Annotated in this window: 15 protein-coding genes; 10 read left to right on the top strand and 5 right to left on the bottom strand. The window is 32.5% G+C overall.

The genetic code is table 11. From position 1 onward, the window contains the following. The first annotated feature begins 64 nt into the window (after positions 1-64). From LG651_RS13525 to priA, 3 genes are all read left to right on the top strand, one after another. On the top strand, positions 65-1,006 hold the full coding sequence (locus tag LG651_RS13525) for a YihY/virulence factor BrkB family protein (RefSeq protein WP_226696649.1): 942 nt from the start codon (positions 65-67) through the stop codon (positions 1,004-1,006). Positions 1,007-1,494: 488 nt separating this feature from the next. Next, complete coding sequence (locus LG651_RS13520; RefSeq protein ID WP_226696648.1) at positions 1,495-1,752, top strand: hypothetical protein; 258 nt, start codon at positions 1,495-1,497, stop codon at positions 1,750-1,752. Positions 1,753-1,922: 170 nt separating this feature from the next. Further along, positions 1,923-4,376, top strand: a complete 2,454-nt coding sequence (gene priA, locus LG651_RS13515; RefSeq protein ID WP_226696647.1) for a replication restart helicase PriA — start codon at positions 1,923-1,925, stop codon at positions 4,374-4,376. A gap of 93 nt (positions 4,377-4,469) precedes the next feature. Here the strand turns inward: priA and LG651_RS13510 are convergent, their stop codons facing one another. Next, entirely contained in the window at positions 4,470-5,165 is a 696-nt protein-coding gene (locus tag LG651_RS13510) for a LytR/AlgR family response regulator transcription factor (RefSeq protein WP_044626026.1), read from the bottom strand. Between the two features lie 206 nt (positions 5,166-5,371). Here LG651_RS13510 and rpsF point away from each other — a divergent pair, with 206 nt between their 5' ends. The 7 genes from rpsF to hisS all read left to right on the top strand — a co-directional run bounded on the left by rpsF (position 5,372) and on the right by hisS (position 12,723). After that, positions 5,372-5,710, top strand: a complete 339-nt coding sequence (gene rpsF, locus LG651_RS13505) for a 30S ribosomal protein S6 (protein WP_226540062.1) — start codon at positions 5,372-5,374, stop codon at positions 5,708-5,710. A gap of 3 nt (positions 5,711-5,713) precedes the next feature. Further along, positions 5,714-6,013, top strand: a complete 300-nt coding sequence (gene rpsR, locus LG651_RS13500; RefSeq protein ID WP_042245715.1) for a 30S ribosomal protein S18 — start codon at positions 5,714-5,716, stop codon at positions 6,011-6,013. Positions 6,014-6,026: 13 nt separating this feature from the next. Further along, a complete protein-coding gene (gene rplI, locus LG651_RS13495; protein ID WP_226696646.1) occupies positions 6,027-6,470 on the top strand; it encodes a 50S ribosomal protein L9 in 444 nt (147 codons plus the stop codon). A 133-nt stretch (positions 6,471-6,603) separates the two neighbouring features. Further along, a complete protein-coding gene (locus LG651_RS13490) occupies positions 6,604-9,756 on the top strand; it encodes a TonB-dependent receptor (protein ID WP_226696645.1) in 3,153 nt (1,050 codons plus the stop codon). A gap of 61 nt (positions 9,757-9,817) precedes the next feature. After that, entirely contained in the window at positions 9,818-10,693 is an 876-nt protein-coding gene (locus LG651_RS13485; RefSeq protein ID WP_226696644.1) for a glycerophosphodiester phosphodiesterase family protein, read from the top strand. Between the two features lie 27 nt (positions 10,694-10,720). Next, positions 10,721-11,191: a DUF6495 family protein gene (locus tag LG651_RS13480; RefSeq protein ID WP_226540066.1), complete on the top strand. Its 471-nt coding sequence runs from the start codon at positions 10,721-10,723 to the stop codon at positions 11,189-11,191. Positions 11,192-11,262: 71 nt separating this feature from the next. Beyond that, positions 11,263-12,723 (top strand): histidine--tRNA ligase, encoded by a 1,461-nt coding sequence (gene hisS / locus LG651_RS13475; protein WP_226696643.1) that lies wholly within the window; start codon positions 11,263-11,265, stop codon positions 12,721-12,723. 54 nt (positions 12,724-12,777) lie between these two features. Here hisS and LG651_RS13470 read toward each other — a convergent pair whose 3' ends face one another. The 4 genes from LG651_RS13470 to LG651_RS13455 form a co-directional block, all read right to left on the bottom strand. After that, positions 12,778-14,697, bottom strand: a complete 1,920-nt coding sequence (locus tag LG651_RS13470) for an OmpA family protein (RefSeq protein WP_226696642.1) — start codon at positions 14,695-14,697, stop codon at positions 12,778-12,780. A 32-nt stretch (positions 14,698-14,729) separates the two neighbouring features. Next, complete coding sequence (locus LG651_RS13465) at positions 14,730-16,730, bottom strand: OmpA family protein (protein WP_226696641.1); 2,001 nt, start codon at positions 16,728-16,730, stop codon at positions 14,730-14,732. A gap of 11 nt (positions 16,731-16,741) precedes the next feature. Then, on the bottom strand, positions 16,742-17,671 hold the full coding sequence (locus LG651_RS13460) for a PorP/SprF family type IX secretion system membrane protein (protein ID WP_226696640.1): 930 nt from the start codon (positions 17,669-17,671) through the stop codon (positions 16,742-16,744). A 13-nt stretch (positions 17,672-17,684) separates the two neighbouring features. Continuing rightward, on the bottom strand, positions 17,685-19,954 hold a 2,270-nt coding region (locus LG651_RS13455), incomplete at its 5' end, for a gliding motility-associated C-terminal domain-containing protein (RefSeq protein WP_226696639.1).

The following is a 19,954-nucleotide window of genomic DNA, read 5'->3' as shown; positions in this document are numbered from 1 at the left end:
TTTTTTTAGAAACAATTCATGGCTTACTTTTATTAACTTTGTAATAAATTAATGTCGAGAATTGATGAGTAAACCTATAGAAGACAGACTAAATAAAATTCCTATTGTAAATGTCTTGGTTGGGTTTTTAAAAAAAATTAAACTACCGGGTTTAGTTGGGCTTTCGTTTTACGATTTATTAGAGCTATATATAACAGGCATTGTAAAAGGAGCTTTAACAACGCGTGCAAGTGCTATTGCATTTAGTTTTTTTACGGCGTTATTCCCGTTTTTACTATTTGTACTAATTATTATTCCGTATATACCAATAGATGATTTTAAAATAGAATTTTTACGCTTTTTAGAATCGTTTTTACCGCCAACTACTTCCGATTTTTTCTTTACTAATATTTTTGAAAACATCGATAATTCTCAACGAGGTGGTCTACTATCTTCAGTGTTTGTGTTATCGCTGTTACTTATGGCAAATGGAGTAAACGCGGTGTTTTCGGGTTTCGAAAATTCGTACCATGAACAACTTACTCGAAATGTATTTCGACAATATATCTATGCCTTAGGAATTGCTTTAATTTTAGCCTTTTTACTAATACTAACAATTGCCGTTTTAGGATATTTTCAATTATATGTGGTACAAGGTTTGGTTGATGCTTTGAAAGGTAGTAGGTTAGAGGTCGATGTAAATGGTGTGTTTTGGGCAAATGTGGTAAAATATGCCTTCTTTGTTTTTATGGTATATATTGCAACATCAACCTTATATTATTTTGGAACTCATGAGGGAAAACAATCTAAATTTTTCTCCATTGGTGCATTGTTTACAACAATATTAATTATTGTTACCTCCTTTTTATTTGGAATTTATATTGAAAACTTCAGTCAGTATAACAAGCTCTACGGTTCTATTGGTGCCTTATTAATTCTAGTGTTTTATTTATGGCTTAATGCAAATATTTTACTTCTTGGTTACGAGCTAAATGCAACATTAAATAAGTTAAAGAAAACTAACTAGTTGAGGTGTCTAAAAAATTATAAATAAAAAAAAGTTTAAATGTTTGGTTTAAAAAAATGGGAAGCTATTGTTCTGCTCTGGTTTTATAGGTTATTAACTTTAATTCTTAGTTGTTTTAAGCTTTTCAATCTACAAAAGGTAAGATAAAATCGTTAATGCGACATGATGTATATAATGTAAATATTTATATTTATATCGCTATTAATTAATAACTTAAGTTAGTCCGAATTTTCAAAAACCAAAAAGTTGAAATTGTTTTATCTATGCTTTTATTTTAAACAACTATATTTATTTAGTGTTGCGTGGCATCTTTTAAAAAGTTAAAAAAATATAGGAGTATAAGTTTATAATTTAAAGAGAAGGATTGAAATAAATCTCACTTTAAGTTGTCATGTACTTTATTAAAAGTTCTGTATAGTAAGGATTATAAAAAAGTGTAATAATTGATAGTTTATTTAATAATTAATTTGCTTAAAAAATAAACAATCATGAGAAAAAAAATTACTGTATCAATTATTGCACTAGTTATGCTAGTTTTTACAAATTGTTCTGAGGCCGAAGCTGCAAAAGACACCTTAGATAGTATTAGTTGCTTAAATAAATTATATCAATTAAATGATAATGATGATGACTATACTTGCGATGAATTAATAAGTGAACTTAAAAGCCTTAAAGGATCTTGTTCACTAAATGAAGAAGAAATTCAAGAGTATATCGATGCTCTGGAAGCTAACTGTGAAGATTAAGTTTACTTTTTACATCCCACATTTCTGGTTTTCGGGTATAAATATTAAAGGGTTTAGAATTAAGATATTTAAAGAAAAAAGACTGCGTTTTATGCAGTCTTTTTTTATTTAATATAAAAAAACGATATATTTTAATTCGGTTTTTTAGGCAAACAGTTTACCTTTGATTTATGCATAATTTCATTGATGTTATAATTCCAATTCCTTTACAAAAGCTGTTTACCTATAGTGTATCAGAAGCTGAAGCCAAGTTTTTAAAACCTGGTATGCGCGTTGCTGTGCCTTTTGGTAAAAGCAAAATTTACACGGGTATTGTTTCTAGCATACACAACCTAGCTCCAATTGCTTACGAAGCAAAAGAAATTCATCAAATTCTTGACGATTTCCCTATTGTAACACCATCACAATTACAGCTTTGGCAATGGATGGCAAAATATTATATGTGTACTTTAGGCGATATAATGCGAGCTGCTTTACCAAGTGCGTTTATTTTAGAAAGTGAGACATTAATTACTAAAAACACAAAAAAAGTAATTAATGAAACTGTTTTAAAAGATGATGAGTTCTTAATTTACGAAGCACTTCATCATCAATCATCATTAAAAATACATGATGTTTCAAATATTTTAAACAAAAAAAATGTACTTCCTGTAATTAAGTCTTTAATAGAAAAAGAAGCTATTATTGTTGAAGAAGAGGTTTACGAAAAATATATACCTAAACTAGTTCGTTATGTAAGATTGCATTCAAATTATAATTCAGATGAAGCACTTCAAGGCTTGTTAGAAGATTTAGGAAGAGCACATAAGCAAAAGGAAGTTGTTTTAAGCTTGTTTTCTTTAGCTGCAAAAACTAAGAAGCCAGTTAAAGTTTCAGAATTATCAAATGCAATAAATGCGTCTTCGGGAATTATTAAAACTTTAATAGATAAAGAAATTTTTGAAGAATACCATATACAAACAGATCGGGTTAGCTATTCGGGAGAACAAACAGAGGATAGTAAACAGCTTAATACGCATCAAAATAAGGCATATAATGAAATTTTAGAATCATTTAAAACTCAAAATGTAACATTATTACACGGTGTAACATCGTCTGGTAAAACCGAAATTTATGTTAAATTAATAGAGGATGCATTAAGTAAAAAACAGCAAGTTTTGTATTTACTTCCAGAAATCGCGCTAACGACACAATTGGTAAATAGATTACAAAATTATTTCGGAGAGCAAGTAGCAGTTTTTCATTCAAAATACTCAACACACGAACGTGTAGAGGTTTGGAATAACGTTTTAAGTAATTCAAAAAAAGCACAAATAATATTAGGGGCACGTTCTTCTATTTTTATGCCTTTTATTAACCTAGGATTAATAATTGTAGATGAAGAACACGAGCAATCTTTTAAACAATTCGATCCGGCACCTCGTTATCAAGCCAGAGATACAAGTATAGTTTTAGCCAATTTACATAAAGCGAAAGTGCTTTTAGGGTCGGCAACACCGAGTTTAGAAAGCTATTTTAATGCGAAACAAAATAAGTATGGTTTAGTTGAATTAATGCATAGGTATAACAATGTGTTAATGCCAGACATTGAATTAGTAGATTTAAAAGATAAGCATAAAAAAAAGCGAATGAAAGGTCATTTTAGTGACCGATTAATCGAAGAAATGACTGAAGCTTTAAGCGAAGGTTACCAAGTAATATTATTTCAAAATCGTCGTGGCTATTCTCCAATTATTGAGTGCAACACTTGTGGTAATTCACCTCAATGCCCAAACTGCGATGTAAGTTTAACTTATCATCAATACAGAAATCAATTACGTTGCCATTATTGTGGTTACAATACTGTTATGATTCAAGATTGTATGGCCTGCGGTAGTCAAGATTTAGACAGTAAAGGTTTGGGTACCCAACAAATTGAAAAGGAGGTCGAGGTGTTATTTCCAAACCATAAAGTCGCCAGAATGGATTTAGATACCACACGTGGTAAATATGGTTATCAAAAAATAATAACGGCTCTTGAGCAACAAGAAATAGATATTTTAGTTGGTACACAAATGCTAACCAAGGGTTTAGATTTTAGAAATATAAAACTAGTAGGCATAATGAATGCAGATAGTATGCTTAATTTTCCAGACTTTAGGGCGCACGAGCGTAGTTTCCAACTTATGCAACAAGTGGCAGGTAGGGCAGGGCGAACTAAAGAACGAGGTAAGGTATTAATACAAACTTATAATCCGCATCATAAAATTTTGCAACAGGTTTCTACCAATAATTATGTGGAGATGTTTAAGGAACAAATGGACGAACGTTTCAATTTTAAATATCCACCGGTTTATAAGCAAATAAAAATTACATTAAAGCATAAAGATTATAATAGAGTAGAGACTGCATCAATATGGTTAGCAAAATCATTAAGGCAGGTTTTTAAAAATAATGTTTTGGGGCCAGAAGCACCGCCAGTAGCTCGTATTAGAAACCAGTTTCACAAAAATATTTTAATAAAAATTCCAAAAGAGCAGTCTTTGCAAAAAACAAAAGAAGCTATTACAAAAATTAATAATAGCTTCTTTAGTGTTAAAGATTTTAGGTCGGTTAGAGTAATTTTAAATGTCGATAACTTTTAATTCAAAAAAAAATAAATTGATTTGGGGTCAAGTGTTTTTTTTAATACTAGAGTTATAAAAGGAATTTAATTTACCCTTTTTTTTCTTGGATGTTTAAATATTATTTAAAGCATCAACAAGTTGCGTTTTTTTGTTTCTGCTTAACGGAATTTCGTAAGCACCAACTTCAACATTTTTACTGTTAAATCTGTCAATTTTATCTAAATTAACAATATATGATTTGTGTATTCTTAAAAACTTACCTTCTGGTAATTCAGCTTCAAACGACTTCATAGTAGATAAAACCACTAAGCTGTTTTCTTCTGTAACAAGCTTAACATAGTCCCCAAGAGCTTCAATCCACTTAATGTCTTTAATATAAACTTTACGTTTTTTAAGGTTACTTTTTACAAAAATGTGTTCACCTTCTTCTTCGTTAAAATCTAAGGTTAACCTATGCTGCTCAATAGCCTTGTCTACAGAGGTGTTAAAACGTTCTCTAGTAATAGGTTTGTGTAAATAATCGGTAGCATCGTAATTAAATGCTTTAAAAGCATATTCGGTTTTACCGGTTACAAAAATAATTTGTGGTTTTTTGTTTAATACGTCTAAAAGCTCAAATCCATTTAATACGGGCATTTCAATGTCCAGAAAAATTAAATCTACTTGATGCGTATTTAAACCATTTTTTGTCTCTAGAGCACTACTGTACTCTGCGATTAAGTTAAGGGAAGGATGATTTTCAACAAGCTTTACTATAGAAAGACGTTGTATTGCTGAATCATCTACTACTACACAGTTTAAAGTCATAACATTTTAAATTATTTCGGTTAAGATATCGACAATATTACAATAAATTCCGCTAAAAACCAAAAATCATCGGTGAAATGTGTTTTTTAACAAATTTTTAACAATTGGGAACTGTTCTATTTTACAATAATAAAGAGAGAATAGTTGTCTAATATACAAATATTATATATTTTTGCAGCCAATTTTAAATTTTAAATAAATTTTTTATGAATCATTATGAAACTGTTTTCATCTTAAATCCCGTTTTATCTGAAGATCAGATAAAGGAAACAGTAAAGAAATACGAAGATTTTCTTGTTTCCAACGGTGCTAAGATGATATCGAAAGAAGATTGGGGCTTAAAAAAATTAGCTTACCCAATTCAAAACAAAAAAAGTGGCTTTTACCATTTATTTGAGTACACTGTACCAGGAGAAGTTATTAACGCTTTAGAAATTGAGTTTAGACGTGATGAGCGTTTTATGCGTTATTTAACTGTAAAATTAGACAAGCATGCAGTGGCTTGGGCAGAACGTAGAAGAGAAAAACTTAAAGTAAAAGCGTAAATCATGGCAACATCTATAGAACAACAGTCTAAAGGAAAAAAAGATGGTGAAATTAGATATTTAACACCATTAAATATTGAAACAAACAAGCAAAAGAAATATTGTCGTTTCAAAAAATCTGGTATTAAATATATTGATTATAAAGATCCAGATTTCTTATTAAAGTTTGTAAACGAACAAGGCAAAATTTTACCTCGTCGTTTAACTGGAACTTCGTTAAAATATCAAAGAAAAGTATCTGTTGCTGTAAAAAGAGCGCGTCATTTAGCTTTAATGCCTTACGTAGCAGATTTATTAAAATAAAATACCGATAACAATGGAACTTATATTAAAACAAGACGTTGATAATTTAGGATTTAAAGACGATGTTGTAACAGTAAAGAACGGTTACGGTAGAAACTTTTTAATTCCTACAGGAAAAGCTATTTTAGCAACTGTATCTGCTAAAAAAGTATTAGCTGAGAACTTAAAGCAAAGAGCTTTTAAGGAAAAGAAAATTGTTGATGATGCAAATGCTATTGCTGAAGCATTAAAAGCTCTAGAAGTAAAAATTGCTGCTAAAGTAGGTGCTGGTGATAAACTTTTTGGTTCGGTAAATAACATTGATGTTGCTGAAGCTTTAGAAAAAGAAGGTCAAAGTATTGAGAAAAAATTCATTACAGTTACTACTGTTAAACGTTTAGGTAAGTATAATGCTACTGTACGTTTACATAGAGATGTAATAGTTGATTTACCTTTTGAGGTAATTGCTCAAGCATAGTTAACAAAAAGTTAATAAAACTTTTAAATATTGTAAAGCCACTCTTTCGAGTGGCTTTTTTTTGTCTTAAATTTACGTCAATAATAATTATGCGTGCATAATAAAAGCTTAAACTAACTTTAAAAATTAACTCATGAAAAAAACATTAATTTTATTTTCTTTTTTATGTTTTAGTGTTTTCACCTTTTCGCAGGTAACTACATCAAACATTAAAGGACTTATTTTAGACGACGCCTCCGTACCACTTCCTGGAGCCAATGTTGTAGCTATACACACGCCAACAGGTACAAAGTACGGAGCAGCAACAAATTTTGATGGCCGTTTTAATTTACTCAACCTGCGTGTTGGTGGGCCGTATGCAATTACAGTAAGTTTTGTTGGTTATAAGGAACAAACTTTTAACGATGTTTATTTAACATTAGGTAAAACGCAAAATTTAGATATTGTTATGGCGTCCGATAGTGAGCAGCTAGATGCAGTTGTTATTCAAGGCGGACAAGGAACTGGTACTTTTGGCAGCGATCGCACGGGTGCAGAAACTAGTGTTGGACGTCGTGAAATTACGCGTTTACCAACTATTTCGCGTTCAGCTTCAGATTTTACACGATTAGAACCTACTGCAAGTGGTAATTCGTTTGGAGGTAGAAACGATCAATTTAATAACTTTTCTTTGGATGGAGCTATTTTTAATAACCCATTTGGGTTAGATTCTCCAACTCCTGGAGGACAAACCGGAGCGCAACCTATTTCATTAGACGCTATCGATCAAATTTCTGTATCTACTGCGCCTTACGATGTTACGCAATCTGGTTTTACAGGTGCTTCTGTAAACGCCGTTACAAAGAGTGGAACCAATGAGTTTCATGGAACGGTTTATGGTTTTTATAGAAATGAAAGCATGACAGGTAAAAAAATTAAGGGAGACGAAGTTATTCGTCCAGATTTAAACCAAACACAATATGGTGTAAGTATTGGAGGGCCAATTATTAAAAACAAATTGTTCTTTTTTGCTAATTTTGAAAGTGATGAGCGTGACGATTTAGGAACGAATGGCTGGGTACCAAATACCGGCTCTGGAGCTATTAATGAGTCTCGTGTTACAGAATCCGATTTAATCTTAGTGCAAGATGCCTTAGGTTCAATTGGTTATAATACAGGTGCTTATCAAGGGTTTACTTATGCATCAGAATCAACAAAAGGTATTTTTAAAATAGATTGGAATATTAACGATGATCATAGGTTAGCGGTAATTTATAATTTTTTAAATGCATCAAAAGGAAACCCAGCACACCCAACAGCATTGGGTTTTAGAGGCCCAAATGCATCAACATTACAGTTTGAAAATTCTGGCTACGAAATTAATAACAACATTAAATCTGTTCAGGTTGAATTAAACTCAACATTATCAGAATCATCTTCAAATAAATTACAAGTTGGTTATACACATTTCGATGATTTTAGAACGCCGTTTTCTTCGCCAGCACCTGCAATTACCATACAACAAGATGGGTCAAACTACATTATAGCTGGTCACGAGCCATTCTCTATTAATAATAAGTTAGATCAAAAAGTATTTCAATTTACCGATAATTTAAATTTCTACAAAGGCGATCATACATTTACAGTAGGCGTTTCCTTCGAGAAGTTTGAATTTGATAACTCTTTTAACTTAGGAGCTTACGGTTATGGCGATGCCAGAGGTTATGTAGGTGCATTTGGTGCATTTGCTTCTGTAGCAGATTTTTTAGCGGCTGTGGATAACGGTTTAATTGCTGATGCTATTACCGCTGCCGAAGCTACTTTTGCTTCAAACAATGCTAACGATTCTTGGGCACTTGCAGAAACCAACGTAGGGCAATTATCTTTTTATATGCAAGACGAGTGGAACGCTTCGGATAAGTTTAAATTAACATATGGTGTTCGTTTTGATAAGCCATTATTTTTTGATTCTTCAGATAAAGCACAAGACGTTATCGACGGTACAACAGATTATGCTCCGGGTACTCCGTATGTAAATCCAAATACAGGTGAAATACAATATATCGATAATACCGAAATGCCAAGCAATAAGTGGTTAATATCTCCAAGAGTTGGTTTTAATTACGATGTAAATGGCGATGAAACCTTTCAATTACGTGGTGGTTCTGGTTTATTTACAGGTCGTTTCCCATTTGTATGGTTAGGTAACCAAATTGGTAACCCAAACTGGTGGTTCCACCAAGCTGTAGATCCAGATTATAAGTTCCCACAAGTTTGGAGAACAAATTTAGGTGTAGATAAAAAACTAGAAAATGGTATTGTATTAACTGCCGATGTATCTTATACAAAAGATATAAATGCAGCTCATGTTCAAAATTGGGGATTAATAGAACCAACAGGAACTTTAGAAGGTGTAGATAACAGAGCCACTTATACTGCTGCAGATTATGTTCAAGTAGATGTGCCTTTTCCTGCTAATGCAAACGCTTATGTTATGTCGAATTCTGATGAAGGTAGAATTTGGAATGTGTCGTTAAAAGCACAGAAAAACTTTAGCAACGGGCTTTATACTATGTTAGCATACAACTATTTAAACTCTAAAGATGTAAACTCTATTGAAGCTGAAATTACAGGTGATGCATTTGCTGCTAACCCTGCTTTAGGAAATGTTAATGATGATGTTTTAGCGTATTCTAAATATGGAGATACACACCGTTTTATTGGTGTTGCAAGTAAAAAATGGAATTACGGAAACGATAAGTGGTCTACAACTATATCTACATTTTTTGAGTATGCTCAAGGCGGACGTTTTAACTACACATACGGTGGCGATATTAATGGAGACGGTTCTTCTTTAAACGATTTAATTTATATTCCAACCGCAACCGAGGTTACGCAAATGAATTTTGCCGATGCTGCCGATGCTGCTGCTTTTGAAAGTTACATTCAACAAGACGATTATTTAAGCGACCGTCGTGGTGAATATGCAGAGCGTTATGGAGCTTTAGCGCCTTGGAGAGGAAAATGGGACTTAAAATTTCTTCAAGATTATAAAATTAAGGTATCTAATGATAAAACAAATACCATTCAATTTAGTTTAGATATTTTAAATATTGGTAATTTATTAAGTTCAGATTGGGGATTAATTCAACAACCAAACAACGTACAAATTTTAGGTGTTACGGTTGATGATACCAACACACCAACTTACACTTTTGATGGCGATGCAAGTACAAGTACTTTTGGCTACGATTCTAGTTTAGCTTCTAGATGGCAAATGCAAGTAGGTTTACGTTATATTTTCTAAAATAATAGCTTATATATTCTTAAATTTGCGCTCCTAATTCAGGGGCGCAATTTTTTTATATATGAAATATTTATTCGTTTTATTTCTGCTTGTTAGTGTATCATGTAAACAAGCACCAAAACAAGAAGAACAACCAGAAAAAACTAAACCATCTGTTTTATTAAGTAAGTTTTCTTATTCTACGGAAGCTTCAACTTTAGTAAGTGTTCACCGCGGCGGAAAAAACATAAAAAATTATCCTGAAAATTGTTTAGAAACAATTCAGTTTATAAACGACAGTATTAAAGGTGCGATATACGAAATAGATGTTGCACTAACTAAAGATAGTGTTTTAGTTTTAATGCATGATAATGCCATAAACAGAACATCAACAGGAAACGGTAAAGTATCAAATTTTACTTATAAAGAACTTTTACAGTATAATTTAAAAGATGATTTTGGAAATGAAACATCTTTCAAAATTCCGTTATTTAAAGATGTTTTACAGTGGGCAAAAACTAATAATGTAATTTTAACAGTCGATATAAAACGGGGTGTTTCAGTAAAAAAAGTAGTAAATCAAATAAAGGAAATTAAAGCTGAAGATATTGCGATTATTATAACTTACAATTTAGATCAAGCCACAGCTGCTTACAAAGAAGCTCCAGAATTACTTTTATCAGTTTCAGCAAGAAACGAAAAAGAACTCGATTGGTTAATACACTCAGGAATCCCTACCCAAAATATGCTAGCCTTTACAGGAACACGTTTGTCGCCAAATACGTTATACAGTAAAATACACGATTATGGTATCAAAACAATTTTAGGAACATTAGGAAACCTAGATAAACAAGCGAGCGCAAAAAACGATTCATTATACAGGGTTTGGTCTAAAAAAGGTATAGATATAATTGCAACAGACAGACCTTTTGAGGCTTATAATGCTATAAAAAACTAAACGAAATTTAATTTTTAAAGGATTACAATGAAATATAGAAGACTTACAAAAGAACAATTCGAGGAGTTGCATAAAGAGTTTATAAATTTTTTAGCAACACAATCAATAACTGCAGATGAGTGGGAAAATTTAAAAGTTAATAAACCGGAATTAGCCGAAACTGAATTAGATGTGTTTAGCGATTTAATATGGGAAGGCGTTTTAAATAAAGCCGAGTATTTGGAGCATTTTGCACCGCAGCACATGTATTTATTTTATTTAAAGGAAGACAAAATGCATGCTATTGTTGTTAATGTAAAAAACGAAGAAATTGATATTACAACACAAGAAGGCTACGATTGGTTGCGAGAAAATTTGATGCATGATAGCGTAGAGTTTTTACAAGCAGATAAAGATTATACAGAAGATAAAAATGCTGATAAATTTAGTATGATAGAACAAGGCGCCATTATTACAAAAGGCGAATTGTACAATTATTTTAATAAGCTTATAAATTAGTACCAACGAAGGTAATTATTTATTTTTGTCGTGTTTAGTGCAGTTTTGCGCAGATAAATTAAAATTATAAAATGGCTCAAAAACCAAGTATACCAAAAGGAACAAGAGATTTTAACCCAGAGCAAGTTGCAAAACGCAACTATATATTTAGTACAATAAAAGGTGCTTTCGAAACCTTTGGATTTCAGCCTATTGAAACACCAAGTTTTGAAAACTCTGAAACCTTAATGGGGAAATATGGTGATGAAGGAGATAGATTGATTTTTAAAATCTTAAATTCAGGTGATTTTTTAAAGAATATAGATTATCAAGAGTTAAAAAAAGAATTGCTTGAAGAGAAAGTTGGAAACATAACGTCTTTAGAAGATGGTACTTATAATGTTGATGGTAATGTTAAAGAATTTCAAGACAAGATTAAGGAATATATTAAAGATACTTATTTAACTGAAAAAGCACTTCGTTACGATTTAACCGTACCATTTGCACGATACGTAGTGCAACACCAAAACGACATAGAGTTTCCATTTAAGCGATACCAAATTCAACCAGTTTGGCGTGCCGACAGACCTCAAAAAGGCCGTTTTAGAGAGTTTTATCAATGCGATGCCGATGTTGTAGGTAGTACAAGTTTATGGCAAGAGGTAGAGTTTATACAATTATACGATACCGTGTTTACAGCCTTAAAACTTAACGGAGTTACTATAAAAATTAATAACCGAAAAATTCTTTCTGGTATAGCCGAAGTTATAGGAGCTAGCGATAAGTTAATCGATTTTACCGTGGCTTTAGATAAGCTCGATAAAATAGGAGAGGAGAAGGTGAAGGAAGAAATGTTGAGTAAAGGAATTTCTGCTAGTGGCATAGAAAAACTACAACCTTTATTTAGTTTATCTGGTGATTTTGAGTCTCAAATTGAAAGCTTAAAAGGTATTTTAGAAGCATCAGAAGATGGAAAAAAAGGTATTGAGGAATTAAGTTTTATTGATGCAGCCATTAAAGAATTAGGTTTAGCTACAGCCAAATTACAGTTAGATGTAACTTTAGCTCGAGGGCTTAATTACTATACAGGCGCCATTTTTGAAGTATCTGCTCCAGAAGGTGTAAAAATGGGATCTATTGGTGGTGGTGGTCGTTACGACGATTTAACTAATATTTTTGGTAAACCAGATACTAGTGGTGTAGGTATAAGCTTTGGTTTAGATAGAATTTATTTGGTTTTAGAAGAGTTGAATTTATTCCCAGAAACTGTAAATAAAAACGTTGAAGTATTATTTATAAACTTTGGAGATAAAGAAGCTTTATTTAGCTTAAAGGCCATCAAAAAATTAAGAGAAGCAGGCATAAACGCAGAATTATATCCCGATGCTGCTAAAATGAAAAAACAAATGGCGCATGCCGATAAGCGAAACATACCATTTGTTGTTATTGTTGGAGACCAGGAAATAGCATCTGAAACTTATGCTTTAAAAAATATGAGTTCAGGAGAACAATTTAAAATACCGCTTAACGAGTTAATACAACAAATAAAGTAAATAGAAAAGCCTTGAGAAATCAAGGCTTTTTTTAAGTGTATTAAAGTTTGCGTTCTAATTTCTAATAATAATAAACTCGGTTCTTCTGTTTTTTTGATGCTCATCTTCAGAACATTTTGTAGAATCGTCACAATTGTTAGTTAGGTTATCTTCTCCATAACCTTTATAGTTAAGTATTCTAGAAGGACTAACACCACGATCAACTAAATATTTAAAAGTTGCAATAGCGCGCTCTTCAGATAATTTTAAATTGAACTTATTCGATCCTCTAGAATCTGTATACGATGCAATTTTTATTACCATTTCAGGGTATTTATTCACCATGTAATTCACAATTCTATCTAACTCATTAGATCCGTCTTTTCTAATATTCGATTTGTTATAATCGAAATAAATAGGGAAGAATTCGGCATCTTGAATGGTTTCAATAAGTTTAGGGTTTAACTCAATATTTTCGGTGATTTTGGATAGGGTTTTATCTAAATTTCTAGTTGAAATTAATGAGGTTAAATCTATGTAGCCATCTTTAAATATTTTTAACCCATAATTATTATCTCTGTCTAGTTTAATTTCATAATAACCGTTTTCGTCAGAAATAGCAGTAGCCAATTCTTCTCCAGTTGGAGTAACCAACACAATTTTACTATCTTTTATTGGCTCTTTTGTTTCAATGTCAACAATAGTCCCTGTAACGAAAAGTTCTGGAAGTTTGTTAAAGGCGTAAATATCATCGCTTCCCACACCACCGTTTCTGTTAGAAGAAAAATATCCGGTTAAGTTATCAGAATTAATAAAGTATGAAAAATCATCTTTACTAGAGTTAATAGGTAACCCTAAATTAACTACATCAATAACATGGTTATTTGCATCGGTTTTGGTTTCAAAAATATCTAATAGCCCTAAACCTAAATGACCATCTGATGAGAAGTAAAGTACATCTTCAGAATTTAAAAAAGGAAAACTTTCGTTTTGTTGAGTATTTATAATGTTTCCGGCATTAATAGGTTCGCTTATGGCTTCATTTTCACCTATAACAACATAATAAATGTCAGAGCCACCAAATCCTCCAGGTCTGTCTGAAGTAAAATAAAGTTTAGTATTATCGGCATTTAAAGCCGGATGACCATTAGAAAAAAGGGAGCTATTAAATGGCAATTCTTCAACGTTTGTCCATTTATTATCAACCAAAGAGGCTTTGTAAATTTTAAGGTTAGTACTACCTAATTCATCTTTACCTCGCTTGTTTTTTATAAAGTCATTTCTGGAAAAATACATGGTTTTTCCATCGTTTGTAATGGTTAAAGGCCCATCATGAAAAACTGAATTTACTTTACCCTTAAGTTTGTTTTTATGGTTTACAGTACTATCTGTAATACTTTCTGTAACATATATATCCAAGAAAGGTTCGTTATTCCAACCGTATTTTTTCTTAGTAAGTACACCTTGGTCTCTAGAAGAAGCGAAGTAAATTATACCGTTAAATTCGTATGCGCCAAAGTCACTAAATTCGGTATTTATTTTAACGTCATTTAAAAAATAAACCGGTTTTTCCGATGAAATATTCTCTAAAAAGTTTGAGTCGTTTAAGGGCAGTTCGGTTTTTAAACTGTCACTAATTTCGGAATATTTTTTAAGCCAAATTTGTGCTTCATCATAATTTTCAACCCCTCTTAAAGCTTGAGCATATTTATAATAATAAATTGGATCGATGTTTTCTTGGGAAGCAATGGCTTTTTTATAAAATACAACAGCACTGTCTGGATTTCTTAAAAAAGAATACGTGTCTCCTAATTTTTTCGATGCGTAAACAGTATCCTTTTTTTTGTTTATTAAATCGTGATAAGCGTCTGCAGCTTTCGAGTATGAAAATTTATTAAATAGTATATCTGCTTTTTTCTGTTTACCAGTTTGTGCAAATGTTACTAAGCTAAGTAACAACGCAAAATGGCAAAAAATATAGTATTTTGTATTCATGGGGTCTTATTTATTAAAAAGTTCTAGAGATTTTATTCCATTTTTACAACAACAAACTCTGTACGTCGGTTTAGTTGGTGTTTCGCTTTACTACAGGATACACCATCGGCACATTCATTAATAAGTCTGCGTTCGCCGTAACCTTTATATTCTAATATATTATTAGGGTTAACTCCTTTTGAAACTAGGTAATCATAAGTTGATTTTGCTCTGTTTTGAGATAACACATCGTTGTACAATGTAGTTCCTCGAGAATCGGTATGTGATTCTATTTTAATAACCATATCAGGATAATATACTGTCATTAATTTAACAATCTTATCTAATTCAAGAGCGTATTCTTTAAGAATATTATATTTTTCAAAATCGAAATATATTGGTTTTAATTTAGCTCCCTTAACGTTAGTAGAATCTGAATTAATAATAGATTCTGAAGTTTCGTAACCTAAGTTATTGGTGTTTAGGTCGGCTAACTTAGCAACATTAGGCACGGGATTTAAAAGTAAATTTGCAGTTATTGATGTTAGCTCTGTTTGAATCTTTTTTGATGTAAAGGTTCTGTAGTCATCAATATATTTGTCTTGATTAGCAATAATTTTAAAATCTTGGTTTCTATCTATATTTATTTGATAGTAACCGTTTTCATCGGTTTCCATAAAAGCAATTTCATTACCTTTTTCATCAAATAATTTAATATTAGCACCAACAACTGGATTGCCATTTATGGCATCTGTTACAACACCTTCCACATGTAAAATAGGAACTCTATGGTAAGCATAAATATCATCGCTTCCTCTACCACCACGACGGTTTGAAGCAAAATATCCAGTAATACCATCAGGATTCATACTAAAGGAAAAGTCGTCTGCATTAGAGTTAACTGGAACGCCGACATTAATTACACCAACAATTTCATCATTATTGTCTTCATCCTTTAAAGTGGCAAAAATATCTAATAAACCAAGTCCTGTATGTCCATCTGATGAAAAGAATAAAACGTTTTCGTTATTAATAAACGGAAAACCTTCTGCACTTTCTGTGTTTACCACTTTGCCCATATTTTTTAAGTTGCGTAAAGTCCCATCGGGGAAAATATCAACTACCCAAATATCTGATCCTCCGTTTGTACCTGGTCTATCTGAAGCGAAATATAATTTAGAGTCGTCCGCATTTAATGCAGGATGTTGAGTTGAGAAATTATCGCCATTAATAGATAAATCTTCAATATTAGTCCATTCTCCATCTACCAAAGTTGCACGATAAATTTTCATGTTTGTAAGCCCTGTATTATCTTTAACTTCAACGTTTTTATTAAAGTTATTTCTTGAAAAATACATGGTTTTTCCGTCTTTGGTTAAAGTTATTGGGCCATCATGAAAAATGGTGTTAACGTCTCCTTTTATCTTAGCTGAATAATCTACATTTTTTTTAGATTTTACATCTGCTTCGTAAATATCTAGGAACGGCTGCTCATTCCAACCGTAAATTCGTTTTACTGCGCTGCCTTCATCTCTAGCAGAAGTAAAATATACTTTTCCATCTTGCTCGAAAGCGCCAAAATCGCTAAACTTAGAGTTAAATCGAAAACGATCTAAAAAATATTGTTGTTCGGCACCAAAAACGCTGGTAATAAAGTTAATATCCTTAGAAAAATCATTTGCATTTACAACTCCTCCTGAATCTTTATAACGCTTTAACCAATCTTGAGATTCGTCATACTTTTTAATTCCTCTTAAGGATTGGGCGTATTTATAGTAATATTCTATAGGTACGTTTTTTTGTTTTACGACATTTTTATAGTAACGAGCAGCATTTCTAGGATCTCTTAAATAGGCATAGCAATCTGCAAGTTTTCGTGTCGCATAATCTCTATTATAGTTTTTTTGTATAAGTTCTCTGTAAACTTTTGCTGCTTTTACAAATGAAAACTTGTTAAATAAAGTATCTGCACGCTTTTGTCTTCCTTGTTGTGCGAATAACGTGGAACAGATTAATACGAAAACAATAACTAATATGTGATTTTTATGTTTCATAGAATCTTATATTAGAAATATCTTGGAGATTTTAATTTAGAATTTAAGAACTTAAATTCATAAATCAATAAAATTTCATGGGTTCCCGTGGTAAAATCTGCTATTTCAGAAATTGGTTTTTCATAGGCATAACCCACGCGTAATTGTCTTGAAACTTGAAAATCGACAATACCACCAATGGCTGCAGTTTCATTATTTATTCTATAAGAGCCACCTAGCCAAAATTTCTCGAAAAACAGAAAATTAGCTGTTAAGTCGTAAGACAAAGGAGCGCCATTTGTTGCTTTAATTAATCCAGCAGGCTTAAACTTTACAGATCGGCTTAAATCGATAACACCACCTAGTGTAAAGTAATAGCTTATACGTTCTAAGGCTTCAACATCGTTATTTCTATTACTAAAATCGTGAGTTAATATTCTAGGAGCAGATAGTCCAGCGTATATTCTATTCGTACTCCAATATATACCAGCTCCAACATTTGGTGTCCACCTGTCTTCAGTTCCATAAATTAAAGGGTCTGTTAGGTTAGAATTCTCTAATCTAAAATCTGAGTCGAAGCTAAATTGGGTAAAACCTCCCTTTATACCAAAGGCTAATTTACCTTCACGCCCTGTTGGTATTGCGTATGAAAAATCGGCGTATAGGTATGAAAAATTTTGTGGTCCTAAATCATCTTCAATAAAAGATAAACCTAAACCAATTCTATCGTTTCTTAAAGGCGTATGAATAGAAAGGGTTTGTGTAATTGGTCCACCTTTAAACCCAACCCATTGGCTGCGATGTAAGCCTACAATACTTAATGCTTCTCTACTACCAGCATAAGCGGGGTTAATAGAAATGGTATTGTACATATATTGAGTAAACTGCGGTAATTGTTGCGCTACACCTATTGTACAGCTAAACAAAGCAATTGCGATTATGTTTAATTTTAAAAGTTTCATAGGTTAAGGTTTTTTATTTAGTTCCTAAATAAATAGGGCCGGTTAAAGGATTTAATCCGCTATCTCTTAATTTAATAATGTAATAATATGTTCCGTTAGGTAATTTTCCTGCGTTACCAACGGATGACTTAGGAGAACTACCGTCCCAATCACCTTGAGCACCACTAGTTTTTATACTACCTAAAGTGTAATTGTTAGATTCGTATACTAAAGCCCCCCAACGGTTAAATATTTTTACTTCTGCAACGAATCCGCATAAATCAATGCCTTCAATATCGAATGTATCATTAATTCCGTCTCCATTAGGAGTTATAGCTTTAGATATGTTGATGTCATTTTCTCCACAAGGTAAAACCACGCAGTCGGCATGAACATTCATAACAACTTCAATGATGCTTAAACAACCTTGATCTGTTGTTGTGTATCTAAATCTATAATCAATCCCACCGCTTTCTGGTAAGAAATCTTCGCTTAACTCAAGCATTGTTGGGTCAAATATATTACCTGTTAATGTGGCATTTAAATCACCTTCAATAATTTCCCAATTACCATTAGTGTTAATTGAGCTAGATAATTGATCGTTTAAATTTATAGCGCCATTATTGTAACAGATGTCTTCAGCAACTACTTCAGAATAAATTTCATCTAAAGTTACATTTAAGGTTTGTGTATAGGTGGCTTGGTTAGCACATTCGTCCATTACTGTCCATGTTCTTGTAATTTGATAATCTTCGAACACATTTTCTACAAAAGTGCTTACCTCTTCAAAAGACACAGTAATATTTTCTGAACAATTATCTTCAAAAGAAAGAGATGGCGTATCAGGAATATCTGTACAGCTAACATCTAGTACTTCATCGTATGTTGAAGCTGGAACAGGAGCTGTTGTATCTTGCACAGTTATAGTCTGAGTATGAGTTGTGGTTAATCCACATTCATCAGTTGCAGTCCAAACGCGACTAATGGTGTAGTTTGAAATACAATTACCATCTGTTCTAGTATCAGTTACAGTTACAGTGGCGTCTCCACAATTATCCGACGCTGTAATTGTTTCTGCATCAGGAACAGCATCACACTCTACAGTTATATCTCTAGGCATTGTTTCATTAAACGTTGGAGCCGTTGTATCTTGAACTAGTATGTTTTGAGTAAATGATGTAGTTAATCCACATTCATCTGTTGCAGTCCAAGTTCTTGCAATGGTATAACTGTTTAAGCAATCTCCATCTGTTCTTACATCACTAACAGAAACCGTTGCTGAACCACAAGTATCTGTTGCAGTTAATGTTTCTGCCATAGGAACAGCATCACATTCTACAACAATATTTGCAAGCGGTAAGGCTTCTACAAACTCTGGAGCAGTAGTATCTTGCACAGTTATAGTTTGAATATGTGTGTTTGTTAATCCACAATCGTCTGTAGCTGTATAAGTTCTTGTAATAATATAATTTTGATCGCAGTTACCTTGTGTAATTTCATCGTTTACAGTTACAATTGCATTACCACAATTATCGGTTGCAGTTAAAGTAATTGCTTGAGGAACAGCATCGCATTCAACAACTACATCGCCAGGTAAGTTAACTTGATCAAACACTGGAGGTGTTGAATCTGAGGTAGAAATTGTTTGGTCGGCGGTTGAAATATTTCCACAAGCGTCTGTAGCAGTCCAAGTTCTTGTTATTGTGTAAGTACCTTTGCAAGCACCATTTGTTATAACATCATTGTAAGTTACTTCAGGGTTAGGGTCGCAATTATCCGTTGCCGTTGCAGTTCCGAATGCGATTGGTGTTAAGTCATCGCTACATTCTGCTGAAACATTATCAGGTAAATCTAATACAGGGCCTGTTGTATCTTTTACAGTAATTATTTGAGAAGTAGAACTTGTATTGTTACAACTATCCGTAAACGTCCAAGTTCTTGTTATAATGATGTTACAAGAATCTGAATCATCAACGGTATCAACACCAATTGAATTATATTCACCAGAACAAGCATCGCTAGCCGTTAAATATTCTGGGCTAGGAACTTCATCGATACATTCGTAAGTAACATCTTCAGGAGCTGTTGGCAATGTCGGCGCTGTAGTATCTTCAACGGTAAAGGTAGCGGTAGTTGAAACGGAGTTTCCGCAGGCATCTGTAGCGGTAAAGGTTACCGTAGCAGCACCAGTTAATCCACAGTCATCAGAAAGTGCATTAAAGTCGTTGGACCAAGTAATAGAAGCACAGTCATCAGAAGCACTAGCCCCAGCATTAGAAGCTAACCAATTATTAAGGTCAGTAG

Origin of the sequence: Neotamlana sargassicola (assembly GCF_020523965.1) — a bacterium.
GTDB classification, from domain to species: domain Bacteria; phylum Bacteroidota; class Bacteroidia; order Flavobacteriales; family Flavobacteriaceae; genus Neotamlana; species Neotamlana sargassicola.
The sequence above is the reverse complement of the archived record's forward strand: the minus strand, read 5'-3'. Positions and strand labels throughout refer to the sequence as shown.

Excerpts from the sequence above, each read along its gene's own strand:
- LG651_RS13525 (WP_226696649.1), top strand. The coding sequence starts at position 65 with ATGAGTAAACCTATAGAAGACAGACTAAATAAAATTCCTATTGTAAAT.
- LG651_RS13520 (WP_226696648.1), top strand. The coding sequence starts at position 1,495 with ATGAGAAAAAAAATTACTGTATCAATTATTGCACTAGTTATGCTAGTT.
- priA (WP_226696647.1), top strand. The coding sequence starts at position 1,923 with ATGCATAATTTCATTGATGTTATAATTCCAATTCCTTTACAAAAGCTG.
- LG651_RS13510 (WP_044626026.1), bottom strand. The coding sequence starts at position 5,165 with ATGACTTTAAACTGTGTAGTAGTAGATGATTCAGCAATACAACGTCTT.
- rpsF (WP_226540062.1), top strand. The coding sequence starts at position 5,372 with ATGAATCATTATGAAACTGTTTTCATCTTAAATCCCGTTTTATCTGAA.
- rpsR (WP_042245715.1), top strand. The coding sequence starts at position 5,714 with ATGGCAACATCTATAGAACAACAGTCTAAAGGAAAAAAAGATGGTGAA.
- rplI (WP_226696646.1), top strand. The coding sequence starts at position 6,027 with ATGGAACTTATATTAAAACAAGACGTTGATAATTTAGGATTTAAAGAC.
- LG651_RS13490 (WP_226696645.1), top strand. The coding sequence starts at position 6,604 with ATGAAAAAAACATTAATTTTATTTTCTTTTTTATGTTTTAGTGTTTTC.
- LG651_RS13485 (WP_226696644.1), top strand. The coding sequence starts at position 9,818 with ATGAAATATTTATTCGTTTTATTTCTGCTTGTTAGTGTATCATGTAAA.
- LG651_RS13480 (WP_226540066.1), top strand. The coding sequence starts at position 10,721 with ATGAAATATAGAAGACTTACAAAAGAACAATTCGAGGAGTTGCATAAA.
- hisS (WP_226696643.1), top strand. The coding sequence starts at position 11,263 with ATGGCTCAAAAACCAAGTATACCAAAAGGAACAAGAGATTTTAACCCA.
- LG651_RS13470 (WP_226696642.1), bottom strand. The coding sequence starts at position 14,697 with ATGAATACAAAATACTATATTTTTTGCCATTTTGCGTTGTTACTTAGC.
- LG651_RS13465 (WP_226696641.1), bottom strand. The coding sequence starts at position 16,730 with ATGAAACATAAAAATCACATATTAGTTATTGTTTTCGTATTAATCTGT.
- LG651_RS13460 (WP_226696640.1), bottom strand. The coding sequence starts at position 17,671 with ATGAAACTTTTAAAATTAAACATAATCGCAATTGCTTTGTTTAGCTGT.